This is a genomic window from Bacillus nitratireducens, assembly GCF_001884135.1.
Lineage (GTDB): Bacteria > Bacillota > Bacilli > Bacillales > Bacillaceae_G > Bacillus_A > Bacillus_A nitratireducens.
On sequence record NZ_MAOC01000076.1, the window covers coordinates 53,648 to 68,452 of the forward strand.

Annotated in this window: 18 protein-coding genes and 1 other annotated feature; of the genes, 7 read left to right on the top strand and 11 right to left on the bottom strand. The window is 35.6% G+C overall.

Annotation, left to right across the window (positions count from 1 at the left end; genetic code table 11):
• Positions 1–25: 25 nt before the first annotated feature.
• The 4 genes from ilvN to BAU23_RS30960 all read right to left on the bottom strand — a co-directional run bounded on the left by ilvN (position 26) and on the right by BAU23_RS30960 (position 3,804).
• Positions 26–538 (bottom strand): acetolactate synthase small subunit, encoded by a 513-nt coding sequence (gene ilvN, locus BAU23_RS19370; RefSeq protein ID WP_000822951.1) that lies wholly within the window; start codon positions 536–538, stop codon positions 26–28.
• Positions 535–2,235: an acetolactate synthase large subunit gene (gene ilvB, locus BAU23_RS19375; RefSeq protein ID WP_071735035.1), complete on the bottom strand. Its 1,701-nt coding sequence runs from the start codon at positions 2,233–2,235 to the stop codon at positions 535–537. Before ilvB ends, ilvN begins: the two co-directional genes overlap by 4 nt.
• A 72-nt stretch (positions 2,236–2,307) precedes the next feature.
• Positions 2,308–2,534, bottom strand: a binding site (T-box leader).
• A 16-nt stretch (positions 2,535–2,550) separates the two neighbouring features.
• Positions 2,551–3,447, bottom strand: a complete 897-nt coding sequence (gene ilvE / locus BAU23_RS19380; protein ID WP_001005500.1) for a branched-chain-amino-acid transaminase — start codon at positions 3,445–3,447, stop codon at positions 2,551–2,553.
• A gap of 141 nt (positions 3,448–3,588) precedes the next feature.
• On the bottom strand, positions 3,589–3,804 hold the full coding sequence (locus BAU23_RS30960; RefSeq protein WP_071735036.1) for a hypothetical protein: 216 nt from the start codon (positions 3,802–3,804) through the stop codon (positions 3,589–3,591).
• Positions 3,805–3,863: 59 nt separating this feature from the next.
• Between BAU23_RS30960 and BAU23_RS19390 the strand changes: the two genes are divergently transcribed.
• A complete protein-coding gene (locus BAU23_RS19390) occupies positions 3,864–4,103 on the top strand; it encodes a DUF3911 family protein (protein WP_000752501.1) in 240 nt (79 codons plus the stop codon).
• 85 nt (positions 4,104–4,188) lie between these two features.
• On the top strand, positions 4,189–4,428 hold the full coding sequence (locus BAU23_RS19395; protein WP_000101008.1) for a YkuS family protein: 240 nt from the start codon (positions 4,189–4,191) through the stop codon (positions 4,426–4,428).
• A gap of 423 nt (positions 4,429–4,851) precedes the next feature.
• Here the strand turns inward: BAU23_RS19395 and BAU23_RS19400 are convergent, their stop codons facing one another.
• Entirely contained in the window at positions 4,852–4,941 is a 90-nt protein-coding gene (locus BAU23_RS19400; RefSeq protein ID WP_000608227.1) for a hypothetical protein, read from the bottom strand.
• A gap of 108 nt (positions 4,942–5,049) precedes the next feature.
• A complete protein-coding gene (ytfJ, locus tag BAU23_RS19405; protein WP_002075130.1) occupies positions 5,050–5,517 on the bottom strand; it encodes a GerW family sporulation protein in 468 nt (155 codons plus the stop codon).
• 283 nt (positions 5,518–5,800) lie between these two features.
• On the opposite strand from ytfJ, the gene BAU23_RS19410 reads away from it, so the two are divergent.
• Positions 5,801–6,166 (top strand): hypothetical protein, encoded by a 366-nt coding sequence (locus BAU23_RS19410; RefSeq protein WP_000136552.1) that lies wholly within the window; start codon positions 5,801–5,803, stop codon positions 6,164–6,166.
• A gap of 34 nt (positions 6,167–6,200) precedes the next feature.
• On the opposite strand, the gene BAU23_RS19415 is transcribed toward BAU23_RS19410, so the two are convergent.
• On the bottom strand, positions 6,201–7,544 hold the full coding sequence (locus BAU23_RS19415) for a TrkH family potassium uptake protein (RefSeq protein WP_071735037.1): 1,344 nt from the start codon (positions 7,542–7,544) through the stop codon (positions 6,201–6,203).
• 1,015 nt (positions 7,545–8,559) lie between these two features.
• Here BAU23_RS19415 and BAU23_RS19420 point away from each other — a divergent pair.
• On the top strand, positions 8,560–9,795 hold the full coding sequence (locus tag BAU23_RS19420) for a dicarboxylate/amino acid:cation symporter (RefSeq protein ID WP_000814814.1): 1,236 nt from the start codon (positions 8,560–8,562) through the stop codon (positions 9,793–9,795).
• Between the two features lie 22 nt (positions 9,796–9,817).
• Here BAU23_RS19420 and BAU23_RS19425 read toward each other — a convergent pair whose 3' ends face one another.
• Positions 9,818–9,973: a hypothetical protein gene (locus BAU23_RS19425; protein WP_000184933.1), complete on the bottom strand. Its 156-nt coding sequence runs from the start codon at positions 9,971–9,973 to the stop codon at positions 9,818–9,820.
• 136 nt (positions 9,974–10,109) lie between these two features.
• The gene (locus BAU23_RS19430) at positions 10,110–10,529 is read right to left on the bottom strand and encodes a MarR family winged helix-turn-helix transcriptional regulator (RefSeq protein ID WP_000081440.1); all 420 of its coding nucleotides are present in this window, start codon (positions 10,527–10,529) and stop codon (positions 10,110–10,112) included.
• Positions 10,530–10,691: 162 nt separating this feature from the next.
• Here BAU23_RS19430 and BAU23_RS19435 point away from each other — a divergent pair, with 162 nt between their 5' ends.
• Together BAU23_RS19435 and BAU23_RS19440 are read left to right on the top strand one after the other, a co-directional pair.
• Complete coding sequence (locus tag BAU23_RS19435) at positions 10,692–11,123, top strand: regulatory YrvL family protein (RefSeq protein WP_001287961.1); 432 nt, start codon at positions 10,692–10,694, stop codon at positions 11,121–11,123.
• Positions 11,124–11,156: 33 nt separating this feature from the next.
• Positions 11,157–11,744: a thioredoxin family protein gene (locus BAU23_RS19440; RefSeq protein ID WP_116733308.1), complete on the top strand. Its 588-nt coding sequence runs from the start codon at positions 11,157–11,159 to the stop codon at positions 11,742–11,744.
• Between the two features lie 41 nt (positions 11,745–11,785).
• On the opposite strand, the gene BAU23_RS19445 is transcribed toward BAU23_RS19440, so the two are convergent.
• Positions 11,786–12,250, bottom strand: a complete 465-nt coding sequence (locus BAU23_RS19445) for an SRPBCC family protein (protein WP_000006431.1) — start codon at positions 12,248–12,250, stop codon at positions 11,786–11,788.
• Between the two features lie 194 nt (positions 12,251–12,444).
• Entirely contained in the window at positions 12,445–13,236 is a 792-nt protein-coding gene (gene uppP / locus BAU23_RS19450) for a bacitracin resistance undecaprenyl-diphosphatase (protein WP_000796259.1), read from the bottom strand.
• Between the two features lie 182 nt (positions 13,237–13,418).
• Here uppP and BAU23_RS19455 point away from each other — a divergent pair, with 182 nt between their 5' ends.
• Positions 13,419–14,777: an MATE family efflux transporter gene (locus BAU23_RS19455; protein WP_000665540.1), complete on the top strand. Its 1,359-nt coding sequence runs from the start codon at positions 13,419–13,421 to the stop codon at positions 14,775–14,777.
• Positions 14,778–14,805 lie beyond the last annotated feature (28 nt).

Here is a 14,805-nt window from a genome sequence, read left to right on the forward strand (position 1 = left end):
TTCATTTCCCCCTATATTTAAATAATTATTGAATTAACATCACTTGTTTATCTTGTTTTTTCATACTACGCGTAAATGCTGTTACACCTGTTCTAGCAATTTCTTTCAAACCGTATGGACGAAGTAATTCAATTAACGCTTCTACTTTCTCCTGGGTACCTGTTACTTGCACCACTATGGAATCCTTCCCAACATCTATTACAGCGGCTCGGAACGGTTCAATTAAACTATATAATTCTGCTCTTGTTACACTTGAGGTTGCCACTTTAATAAGCGCAAGTTCTCTAGCAATCATTGCTTCTTCTGTAATATCAGATACTTTTAGGACATCGATTTGCTTATGCAGTTGTTTAATTAACTGTTCAACCTGCTGTTCACTTTCAACATGTACAACAATCGTCATCCTTGAAATATCCGACGATTCCGTATGCCCTACTGAAATACTTTCAATATTAAAATGTCTACGTGTCATAACGCCTGTAATTCGATTTAACACACCGCTTTGATTTCGAACTGTCGCTGTAACAATTCTCTTCACCTTTTCTCCACTCCCTCCATTTGGTGAACCCCTTTTCCTGGAGCAACCATCGGCATAACCTTTTCAGATTGAAGTACGCGGCAATCAATTACGACTGGCTCTTGTAACTCAATCACATGTTGTAATTGCTTCTTTGCAAGAAGTGGATCATCAATACGAACACCTTTTATGCCATACGCATTCGCAAGAGCAACAAAATCTGGTTGACATGGCAATAAGGAATGTGAATATCTTTGATTATAAAATTCATCTTGCCATTGTCTTACCATTCCTAAAGCTTCATTATTTAAAATAAACACTTTAACTGGTAAAGAATGTTCTTTTAATACACTTAGTTCTTGCAGGGTCATTTGAAATCCCGCATCACCGACAATGGCAATAACTAATTCCTCTGGCTTTGCAATTTGTGCACCAATTGCTGCTGGAAATCCGAAGCCCATTGTTCCTAAGCCTCCAGAAGTTACCCATTTATCTGGATTTTTCAGCGGATAATATTGAGCTGCCCACATTTGATGTTGCCCAACATCTGTCGTTACAATCGCTTCTCCCTTCGTAATTTCATATAACATATCAATTGCGTATTGAGGCTTAATACTTTCAGAGCTTCGTTTATAAGAGAATGGATACTGTTCTTTTCTACTCTTTAATAAAGTGATCCATTCATGATGATTTTCTTTCCTTCCTTCCGGTTGAAGTAATACTTCCAACGCTTGCTTAGCACTTGCAACAATAGGAATTTCAGTCGGCACATTTTTTCCGATTTCTGCTGGATCAATATCGATATGCGCAACAGTCGCCCCTTTAGCAAAATAAGCTAAATTTCCAGTAAGACGATCGTCAAATCTTGCTCCTATATTTATAAGTAGATCACATTCATATAACGCCATATTAGCCGTGTAAGAACCGTGCATTCCTCCCATCCCAAGAAATAATTTATCATCTGGTGGAAAACCACCAAGACCAAGTAATGTATGCACAACAGGGATTTCATATTTACGAGCAAATCTTGTTAATTCTTTCGATGCCTTTGCATGTAATACACCTGCTCCAGCTAAAATCAACGGTTTTTTTGAAGTCGCAATCGCTTGTAATAATTTGTTTATTTGTAGTAGATTCGGTTCGTAATTAGGCTGGTATCCTGGTAAATCCATTTGTACATCACTACATCGCTCGCCTTTCTCTACTACCATATCTTTCGGAAGGTCAATTACGACTGGGCCTGGCCTTCCTGTTCTAGCGATATGAAATGCTTCTTTAATAATTCGGGGTAAATCCGATGCTTTTCGTACTTGATAATTATGTTTTGTCACCGGCATCGTAAGCCCCATAATATCAGCTTCTTGGAAAGCATCACTCCCGATTAACGTCGTTGCTACTTGCCCTGTAAATACAACAAGTGGCAATGAATCAATCATCGCGTCAGCTAGACCAGTAATAACATTTGTAGCACCAGGCCCGCTTGTTGCAATGACAACTCCTGGATTTCCTGTAATTCTTGCATATCCTTCAGCCGCATGAATTGCACCTTGTTCATGCCGCGTTAAAATATGCGGAATCTCACAATCATAAAGCGCATCATATAGAGGTAAAACAGCACCACCCGGATAACCGAAAATCACTTCTACCCTTTCCTTTTCTAGCGCTTCTAACAATAGCTGTGCACCAGTTGCCAGTTTCTCTTCTGTTTTTGAAGACATTTTTCTTATAAGCCCCCTTTTTATACCCTTTATAAAATAAAAAAATCCTACGTCCACACTCCAGCTATGTGCTGAAGGGACGAAAGATTTCGCGGTACCACCCTTCTTTGCAAGAATACTCTTGCCTCAGTGACTCGGGATGAGTCTAGCTAATAACGGAGCTACCGTCTAAGCCTAGACAAATGCTTCAGCTTAGCACTCAAGGGCGATGTTCGTCGACGTGAACCATCGGTTTTCAGCAACCACCGACTCTCTGTGAGGCTTCACAATCAACTACTCCTCCCTATCAACGTTTTATCATGTCATAAAGGATTATTATCCAACTTTATTTTCTTCGTAAATTTTCTCACCATCTTTTACAACTAATTTACGAAATTCTTCTAATAGACGATTCGTATGTGGACCTGTTTTTCCTAAACCAATCGTTCTACCATCTACTGTCGTAACAGCAATGACTTCAGCAGCTGTTCCTGTTAAAAACACTTCATCAGCTACATATACATCGTGCCTTGTAAATAATTCTTCTCTTACGTCATATCCAAGCTTTTCACCGATTTCTAAAATCGCATTTCTTGTAATACCTTCTAACGCCCCAGCAGAACTTGGCGGTGTAATTAATTTATTTCCTTTTACAATAAATACGTTATCTCCAGAGCCTTCAGCTACATACCCTTGATCATTTAGCATAAGTGCTTCTTGTACTCCAGCTAATTTCGCTTCAATGCGAACTAAAATATTATTTAAGTAATTTAAAGATTTTACTTGAGGCGACAAAACATCTGGGCGATTACGACGCGTTGCAACTGTTATAATTGGAATCCCTTTTTCATAATATTCTTGTGGGAATAAAGATAGTTGTTCTGCAATTACTACTACATTTGGTTTCGGACAAGAATCGGGATCTAATCCAAGATTCCCTGGTCCTCTTGACACGACTAGGCGGATATATCCATTAGATAGTTTATTATGTCGAATCGTTTCAACAACGATCTTCGTTGCTTCTTCTAACGTATATGGAATTTCTAACATGATGGATTTCGCTGATTCATATAATCGGACAAGATGCTCTCTCAAACGGAAAACATTACCGCTATACACCCTAATCCCTTCGAACACTCCATCGCCATATAAATAGCCATGATCATATACTGAAACTTTTGCTTCGTCTTTTGGAACAAATTCTCCATTTAAGAAAATCCATTGCTCGTTCACTGGAAAGCGCCCCCTATGTTCTATGAGTTTTTTATTGTTTCCTAGTTTACTCTCCTTTCTAAATAAATCAAGTGAATTTTTAGAAAATTTTTAATTTTTAATCGTACGTACATCTTTATTTATATTGATTTAACAACATTGTTAACGTTTACAAAAAGTCAAAAAATTTTTTTCGCCAATTTCTACTAAAAAAAATATTTGTTTAAAAGAAGGATTTTTGTCAATTGATACGAATCTATTGTATTCAATAAACGGACGTCCGTTTTTATAAATTTGGGAATATACAACGACTTTTGCTGAAAAAGGGGGAAAATAATAAAAATAACGCTGTCTAAAAATAACATTCATATTTTTCATTTCGTAATCATAATCCTATTTTTAAAAAACAATTTGTCAAAATGAAGGAGGAAATCAATATGGCGTGTGTACAAATTAAAGGAACGAGACAAGAGGTAGTAGAAATGCTTCAACTATTTGACCTAATGGATACGAAAGGTTTTTGTAAATTCGATAATTACGTTGAAGTAGAACCACATAGCAAGAAACATAACAACTATACAGCTTCAATCGACATTCATTCAAATACTTCTTCCGCCCAAGATACTTTAAACGATCAATTCGTAAGTCAAATGCTTACTGGTGTATATAACGACTAAACAAATATTCTCTTCCTACCATCTTTCATAAATATATGCTATGAACTTGAGCATACTAGCAACTAGATGGTAGGAGGTGAAAATTATGGCTAGAATTGGTGTTGAGAACTCTTTAACTGATGTTCAACAAGCCCTTCAGCAACAAGGGCATGAAGTGGTTTCACTTAACTCTGAAAGTGATGCACAAGGTTGTGATTGTTGTGTTGTAACTGGGCAAGATTCTAATATAATGGGCATTGCAGATACATCGATAAAAGGATCTGTAATTACAGCACATGGTTTAACAACAGATGAAATTTGTCAGCAAGTTGAAAACCGCGCTTAATCATTTTTATCACATGATTTGTGAGCTAACATTTAACGGGAATGGTCTCACTGATTATAGTTTCAATTTATCTATAGAAAGAGGGCTCCTTTTCAAAAGGAGCCCTCTTTTTTATATTCACCTAACGGGAAAGTAACATATACTGGATGAAAGCCCTACCTCTCTCTCACCATTACGGTTCCACTGACCGCTCCTTGATTCACTAGTATACATATAAAGCTTACATATACAATTTATAGGGTTTGTTCACAAAAGTTGTTGGTAAGACTACCCGATCTTTCGCAAACTTTTCGTATTATATTCATAAGATTTATTTACTTTACACTAGCTTTAACCGAGACACGAATTAAAATTTTAACACCAATACAATAACTTGTCAACATTTTTTACAAATTAAAAACAGACATTAACGGTTTGTCTGTTTTAGAATGGAGCTTTTTCTTTTATTACATATACAACAAAACCGCTTACTAACATAAATAAGCCAACTACTAAGTTTTTGATATTAATCATAAATTCCTCTCCCTTATTCCACACATCATATATATTTACAGTTCAATTATTCCGATCATCCTAAAGCGCACTTTTTCTAATATATCATAATTCCTAAAAAATGCAAGTTCACTTGTGGCGACCATTTACAAATTTATCTACAGTGCTTGGTACAGTATTTAAAGCTTTTTCAATTAAATGTGTACTACTATTGAGATGCAATACTTGCACACCGTTAGAACCAACTACTAAAAAAGCAACTGGGCTAATAGAAACCCCAGCCCCGCTTCCGCCTCCGAATGGATGACTTTGCTTGTTCTCTTTATGCTGTCCTTGTCCGTTATTATGTTTTTCGGAAATAAAATCACCTTTAAAGTCACTTCCGCCGGCACCAAAACCGAAAGCCACTTGAGACACTGTTAATACTACATTTCCGTCAGCTGTTGAAACTGGACTTCCAACAATCGTATTTACATCTACCATCTCTTTTAAATTTGTCATCGCTGTTTTCATTAAATTTTCAATTGGATGTTCCATTATGTATTGCACCCTTTCCTCATTATTCTTTTTTATACTTTCCAAAATAGAGGAAGTCATACTTAGTTTTCCTATTTTGAAAAAACATTTTTACTTTCCAATTGGATATTACTCCCTGTACAGGTTCAGATAAAGTGAAACTTTAATTAGTGGGGGGTTTGTTCATCCCCCACTGATTATTAGCCTTTACCAATCGGGCGTTTACGCGCAGCAGGGCTCCCACCTAACTTCTTCGCTCCAGCCGAATTTTGAGGCGGAAGTCTTACCGCTCGCAAATAGCGGGATAAAAACAGTAAAGAGAAACATACTATTATTGAACCTTGTTATGAAAGGAGTCCTTACTTTGACTGAGAAATTTGATGAATATAAAAAAAGAGATCGAATAGATAGTGATTATAGTGACTATAAAGAAGAATACGCAGCTGAAGTTGCACCACAGCGTATTGACTATGATGATAAAGATAATGATGATGTAAGATCATCTGCAGCTGGATCGACTGCTGGTTTTATCGCTCTTGCTTTAGCAATTTTATCGCTATTCACATTCCCAACACTGTTTGGTCTTGTGTCTGTTTTACTCGGTATTTACGCATATAATCGTGGGGCTACTGTAACTGGCGGTATCGCTGCCATTGTAGGTGGTATCGCTGCACTCATTGCGATTTTATTCCGAGTGGCGCTTATCGGGTTATTGTTCTCTCTTTTTTAAAAAGAAAAAGGTATCTCGCTTTATGCGGGATACCTTATCCTGTAAATACATCTTCTGATGGATATTTAATTTTTTGTTTCGCTGGTCGTGCCAAAGAGAAAACAAGTGTTAGCGGTCCGATTAATCCACAAAACATAACAAACATAATAATACATTTTCCAAATGCCGATAGCTTCGCAGTAATCCCCATTGTTAACCCTACTGTGCCAAACGCTGAAATTGTTTCAAATAATAACTGAATAAAACTGAAGTCTTCTGTAAGCATTAATACAAATACCGCTGTAAAAATAAGTATTTGACTAGCAACGACAATTGCTAACGCTCTCGTTACTGTCGACATTTTAATCGTACGATGAAATAAAATAAAATCCTCTTTCTTTCTAAAGAAAGAAAGAACTGATGTAATTAAAATAACGAATGTCGTTAACTTAATTCCACCACCTGTCGATACACTTCCTGCACCAATAAACATTAATATCATCGTAAATAATATCGATGACTCTTCCATTCCGCCATAATCTATCGTGTTAAAACCGGCTGTACGAGGTGTAATTCCTTGGAAGAACGAAGCCCATAACTTTTCATTTAAAGATAGTTGTCCCAAAGTCTTCACATTATTATATTCCAATACGAAAATCACAATCATTGCAATAATGTTAAGTGCTATCGTTCCAACAATCATGATTTTGGAGTGAAGCGATAATTTTCGGAAGCTGCGGCTATACCATATATCAATTAATACCGTAAACCCTAGCCCTCCTATTACAATTAAAGAACAAATCCCAATATTAATAATAGGATCTCCTACGTATCTTGTTAAATTATCTGGCCAAAGCGCAAAACCGGCATTATTATATGACGCAATAACGTGAAAAATACTATAGTATAAACCTTTTCCAAATCCAAACTCTGGAATAAAGCGAATCGATAAAAATATAACTCCAATTAGCTCAATACAAATAGAAAAAATAAAAACTCGTTTCACTAATTTCACAAGACCACCAATATTTGTTTGATTAAATGCTTCTCCAATTAATAATCGGTGACGTAAACCAATTTTTTTACCTAATACCCAAACAATTAAAATGGCTATCGTCATAAGACCGAGACCACCTGTTTGAATTAAAAACATAATAACAATTTCACCAAACATCGTAAATGTACTTGCAGTATCTACAACGCCTAAACCCGTTACAGTCGCTGCCGACGTAGCTGTGAAGAAAGCATCTACCCAACTAATATGTACTTTCGTTGCAAACGGTAACTTTAATAACAATCCTCCGACCACAATTAAACAAAAAAAGCCTAATGCTAAAATTTGTGGTGGATTTAATCGTATAAAACGATTATACAACCCTTGTTTTTTTGCTACTTCCATATCACTAACTCCCTTTATCAAGTGAAGCTTTTACCCCTCATAAATAAAGACTCTTTAAGAGCCCACAAGTAGCGGGATAACCCTTATATTCTCATAATATAGTTGAGCATAATCCTTTTTTTCATAGATTTCAACTTTTATTTATATTCAGATTCCTATTATTTTACAAAAGAATATTTTCTATTATATCTCCACTTATACTATAACTCTTACACCAACAACTATTTTACCCCTTTTTCAAATTCCCATATCTTTCACGCCAAGTTCACACGAGGGTCACATCTTCCTTTTATAGTATACGTATCGGAGCTGTTCCTCCCTAATTTATAAGACATTCCCCAGTGTCTTGAACAGCTTTCCATCCCTAATTAAATTGACATAAATTGTCCCCTTCCTTGGCCATCCTATATGTGATGGTCTTATTTTTTTATTCTCTCTTTCTTCTTACTTAAAACTCCCTCTCTCTTTCACTCTATGTACACACCCTGGTCACATCTATCTTTTATAGTATATGTATCGAAGCTGTTCCTCCCTAATTTATAAGACATTCCCCAGTGTCTTTGAATAGCTTCCATCCCTAATTAAATTGACATAAATTGTCCCCTTCCCTAGGCCATCTCATATGCGATGGTCTTATTTTTTTATTCTCTCTACCTTCTTACTTAAAACTCCCTCTCTCTTTCACTCTATGTTCACACCCTGGTCACATCTTCCTTTTATAGTATATGTATCGAAGTTGTTCCTCCCTAATTTATAAGACATTCCCCAGTGTCTTGAACAACTTCCATCCCTAATTAAATTGACATAAATTGTCCCCTTCCCTAGACCATCATATGCGATGGTCTATTTTGTTTTCTAAATAGATCATCTAACTTTTTTGCTTATTTTAGTAAAAGCAATCTATATTTAAATAGATATTTTTATACAAAATATTCAGAAAATACTGTCGAAACAGGTAGTTTTTCGGTACAATTAATTTAGAAAGTAATTTCACAAAAATAAGGGGGGGGTTTTATTGAAACAAACAAAAGCAATCTTAATTGCATTATTTCTCGGTTTAGTTGTCGGACTCACTTTAAATTTAGCTGCACCATCCATTTTTGAACCATTAAATCAATATGTGTTCAATCCACTTGGTCAATTGTTTATTCGTCTCATTAAAATGCTAGTTGTTCCTGTTGTATTCATTTCTATCGTGCTTGGGGCTGCTGGGCTTGGAGACCCGAAGCAACTTGGAAGAATCGGCTTAAAATCAATTTCATTCTTTCTTGTAACTACAGCCATTGCGATCTCTATTGCAGTTACATTTGCACTTATCATCAAACCAGGATCTGGCGGTAACTTTAAAACAGACGGGCTTAAGTATGAAGGTGCAAAAACTGAAACATCTTTCATCGACACAATACTTAACATCGTGCCAGATAACCCAGCAAAAGCGATGGCTGATGGTAACATGTTACAAATCATTGTCTTTGCCGCATTAATCGGACTCGGTTTAGCTGTTTTAGGAAAACGAGTTCAAGGTATCCATTCATTACTTGAACAGGGCAACGAATTAATGATGTATCTTGTTAATCTCGTTATGAAATTAGCTCCAATCGGAACATTTGGATTACTCGCTTCATCCGTTGGTAAAATGGGTCTTGCAGGCGTCGCTGCGATGTTCAAGTATATGATTGTCGTTATGTTGGTACTCATTATTCACGGTGTCTTCGTATACGGCGGCTTATTAAAGGTATTGGCAAAAGAAAGTATTATTCGTTTCTTTAAACATTTCGGACCGGTAATGGCAATTGGATTTAGTACATCTAGCTCTAATGCATCTCTTCCATTTGCTATGAAAACCGCACAAGAAAAACTTGGAGTTCCAAAAGCGATAAGCTCTTTTGTACAACCACTAGGTGCAACGATTAATATGGATGGCACTGCCATTATGCAAGGTGTGGCAACTGTATTTATCGCTCAAGTGTACGGAGTTGAACTTACATTAGCACAATTAGCCATGGTCGTATTAACTGCCGTACTAGCTAGTATTGGCACTGCTGGTGTACCAGGTGTTGGACTTGTAATGCTTACGATGGTTTTAAATCAAGTAAACCTACCAGTAGAAGGTATTGCTTTAATTATCGGTATTGATCGCATCCTAGATATGTCTAGAACAGCTGTAAATATTTCCGGTGATGCAATTTGCGCAATGATTGTCGCAAAATCAGAAGAAAAATATAATACAGACCAATCGGCAGCATCTTAAATCAAAAAAGGAGTGAATTATTTCACTCCTTTTTTGATTTGCTTCCTTTTTTCGAACGATATTCTTTTCCTTTGTTATCATTACCTGTTTCAAATTCAGTACTAAACTCCTGCTGGAATTGCCCTGATTTCGGTGAACCTTGATTTCCGCTACCTTTACTACCATTACGATTCGTCATATTTCTGCCCCCTTCCTTTACTAGTAGTATGGTACATATTTTCTTTTTTATAATCTTTTACATACGAAAGAAGACCTTCCCTATATAAGGAAGGCCTTCTTCGCCATTACGTAAGCGTTTTCTTACTTTTAATTATTTAAATAAGTTTTTTAGAAATAGATATCATTACATTCATTTCGTCTTCTGAAAGTGCAGAGAATCTTTCTTGTAAATATTTCTTTTTCTCACCTTCCATTTTCGCCACTAAATCTTTCCCTTGTTCTGTAATCTCTAAATATACAACTCGGCGATCTGACGTAGAACGTGAACGAGTGACAAAACCTTTATTAATTAATTTTTCTGTAACGGCTGTAATATGACTATTTGACACATTTAACTCATTCGCTACACGTGATACCATTTCTTTATTCGTGCGATTCAATATTCTAAGGACGATGAACTCATTCCACGGTATGTAACCACCAAATATTTTTCCAATATCATTACGCAACGTGCGAAACATAGCAAACACATTTGTCGATAGTTCTTCCATTAATTGCTCTCGATTTTGAGACAACTTTGACAGCCCCTTTTATTTCATTTAGTTAAATAAAAACCTTATTAATAATTTTACATGAAATCTTACTTTTTGTCACCTTATTTTCCCATAATTCGTAGTTTTTTAATAGATATTTCATGGTACAATGAAATTGATTTTCCAGAAAAAGGAGTTGAGGTAATGAGTGAAGAAGACAAACTTTCTAATCTCAGTCTAAAAGATAAGACTATTATTATTAGTGTTGTTATTCTTATTCTCATTATATTCTTTGCATTTATATTCTTTGTATATGTAGGAATCTTTCAAATTACAGGTATAGAATATTCATCAAGAACAGCTCTACTACTCTTTTTTTTACTTATTCTTTTATTAGATGGTATTACATATTTTATATTCATTTTCTTTAAAGTGCTCCTACATCCAATGATGACAAGTATGCCCAATTGGCTCTCAATTTCTCTTCTCTCCATAATTGAAATTACGTTAGATTGGTTTGTCATACATACCGCCGACGACTGGATAGAGAGTGTACAAATGTACAACATAGCTGAATTATGTGTCGCACTATTCCTTTACACACTAAATAAATTATTTAGTGATAAGAAAGAGTAAGAATACAAGCTTTTCTATATAAAAATTGGTACAATAAAAACAAATCATACTAAAGAGGTGTTACTTATGAACTTACTACAATGGGCTGATAAAGGCATGTCCTTTGATACATATGTGAATGAAATGAAAGTAAATCAATACGAGCTACTACACATTTACAATAACTTTTTAATTCCAAATGAATTACTTCCAGTTTTAGAAGAACGTCAAAATGATGGCTGGCGCGTTATCGTATTAACAGCTGACTGGTGCGGCGACGCTCTTTTATGTGTACCTGTTATGAAACGAATTTCTGAAGTTGCAAATATTGATATGAAATTATTAATTCGTGATGAAAACTTAGAATTAATGGATCAATATTTAACAAATGGAACAGCACGTGCCATTCCAATCTTTATTTTCATTGATAAAGACGGAAATGAACAAGCCGTTTGGGGACCACGCGCTCCAAAAGTACAAGAATTAGTAACTTCAATGCGCGCTACACTGCCTGAAAAAGAAGATCCAACTTTCGAGGAAAAACAAAAAGAAATGTACGCTAATTTCCGTGCTACATTAGCTGATGATACTTCTCTTTGGGAGCATGTTATGGAAAGCATGATTGAAAAAGTAGTAAAATAAAAAAACATGCCGAATTCGGCATGTTTTTTTATTAAACAAAATTATAATCCTTTTTTCTGAGAATATACCGCATCTACGCACTCTGCTAAACGTTCCATTTCACCCATGTATATTCCACGTGTCATCCACCCAGTCAACTTGTACATAATCTTATATAAAAAATTCTTCGGTTCAAATTCTACGATTAAAGTAAGCGATGTACCTTCTTCATCCTCTTCTAACATATAAGTTGCAGCTGTATAACCTTGCTTCATCTCACATCCAACTGAAACGATATACGGTTCATCATACTCTAAAATTTCCGCCTCAAATTCATATATTTTCTTCCCCATCTTTTGCACAGATATATATTTGTCACCTTCACGAGGGTTTTCAACATCTATATTTGAAGGATACCTATTTTCTACCATAAAGGTACTCCATTCTAGTATTTTCTCGTCATTGTGTACATAATCAAATACAACATCAATTGGTGCTGGAATTACTATTTCTATTGCAAAACTCACTAAATTGCCCCTCTCAAATACCCTATCGCTTTTCTTAAAATTATTATAATGAAATCATTATGACATATTTCACATGGTGAAATACAAGTAATTGAAGGTAAAAGTTTCATTTTTCTCTCGCTATAAAAAAATCCCCTATAGAATAGACTTTTTTTCAAATGTCTATTCTATAGAGGATTGCTGACAATTTATTCTTACATAATGAAGAAATAGAATACCGCAGCCAAAACGAAACGGTAATAAGCGAACGGTGTTAGTTTTACACGAGCTAATAATTTTAAGAATGAAACGATTGCAAGCAACGCAACAACAAATGCTGTAATAAATCCAGTTGCAAATAACGTTATATCAGCCGAGCTTAATATATCCCAGCTTTTAATTAAATCTAAGCCACTTGCAGCTACCATCATTGGCACCGCTAAAATGAACGTATATTCAGCTGCCGCTGTATGCGAAACGCGAGCTAACAAACCACCACTTATTGTCGATCCAGAACGAGAAAATCCTGGCCAAAGTGCTAAACATTGGAACATTCCAATTGTAAATGCTTGCTTATATGTGATTTCATCTAACGTTCTTGCTGTACTTGGTTTTGAAAACTTCTCAGCAACAATCATTAAAATACCACCAGCTACTAAGCTAATAACAACCGGTCCTGGACCGAATAAAACTTCTTTAATTGTACTATGGAATAATACGCCAAGAATTCCGGCAGGGATCATCCCGATAATAATATGTAATAAATTTAACGATGGTCCATCTGTTACTTTCCCTATTCCAACTAATGACCATAAACGCTTCCAAAATATAACAACAACTGCTAAAATCGATCCCAACTGAATAACAACTTCGAAAACTTTTGCTCTATCGTCTTCAAATCCAATTAAGTGTCCTGTTAAAATCATATGTCCTGTTGATGATACTGGTAAAAACTCTGTTAAACCTTCAACAGCACCCATGATTAATCCAATTAACCAATCAGCCACAAGTAGTGCCTCCTTAATAACGAATATGTAATTTTTTCACACCTTATCATAATACCTTATCCTTTTTCAAAGTGCATCCTTTTTTTATTGATTTCATCTGTTGTATACGCTTATTTCTTTTCTATTTTTTGATTAAATTGTATGATAATAAGAGTTTGTTTTTTACGTTGAAAGGGGATTTTATGAAAGAAACTACTTCATTCTCACAAAAGTTAAAGCAATTTTTATTACTCTTTTTCCCAATTTTTGTAACGCAAATGTCATTATTTGCGATGAGCTTTTTTGATACGACAATGTCAGGACATGCAAGTCCTATTGATTTAGCGGGGGTTGCTATCGGAACAAGTATATGGCTTCCCGTTAGTACCGGCTTAACCGGAATTTTAATGGCTACTACTCCTATTGTTGCACAGCTCGTTGGATCAAAGAAAAAGGAGGACGTTCCCCACATTGTCATACAAGCAGTATATTTAGCAATTTGTGCTAGTTTCGTTGTTATCCTTATCGGATTCTTCGCTGTTTCACCTATTTTAAATGGCATGCAATTAGAAGAACCTGTGGAACGTATTGCAGCACAATTTTTAAGTATTATCGCGATTGGAATTATCCCTTTATTTACTTACACCGTCTTACGTGGATTTATTGATGCATTAGGAAAAACTCGAACAACGATGATTATCACATTACTATCATTACCAATTAACGTAGTATTAAATTACTTATTAATTTTTGGTCACTTTGGTTTTCCAAAACTCGGTGGTGTTGGTGCGGCAATCGCTTCTGCAGCAACATATTGGTGTATTTTAATTATTACAGTCATTATTATTCGTACGAAAGAGCCTTTCGCTTCTTTCAATATCTTTAAACAGTTATACCGCCCTTCCTTTACGAGCTGGAAGGAATTCCTGAAGCTTGGCGTCCCTATCGGATTTGCTATCTTTTTTGAGACGAGTATTTTCGCTGCAGTAACACTTATGATGAGTAATTTTAGTACGACAACAATAGCAGCACATCAAGCAGCTATGAACTTTGCTTCCTTGTTATATATGACTCCTTTAAGCTTAGCGATGGCAATGACGATAGCCGTTGGATTTGAAGTTGGAGCAAAACGATACAATAATGCGAAACAATATGGATTTATCGGAATTGGATTAGCTCTTGCTTTCGCTCTTTTATATTCAATCCTTCTTTATTTCTTTGATGATGAAATTGCTTCTATTTATACGACAAATGCAAATGTCCACCATTTAGCAAAAGAATTTCTTATCTTCGCGATTTTATTTCAAATTTCAGATGCGATTGCAACTCCAGTACAAGGAGCACTTCGTGGTTATAAAGATGTAAATGTTGCCTTAATTATGACATTGATCGCCTATTGGGTAATCGGTCTACCTCTTGGCTACATATTAGCAACTTATACTGATTGGGCCGCAAAAGGGTATTGGATCGGCCTTATTATCGGTCTAGCATTTGGAGCCATCTTCCTGCTTATCCGTCTCTTTCAAGTTCAGAGAAAATATACAACGCAAAACAGCCGCTAATGATATAGCGGCTGTTTTCTTCGTGCAT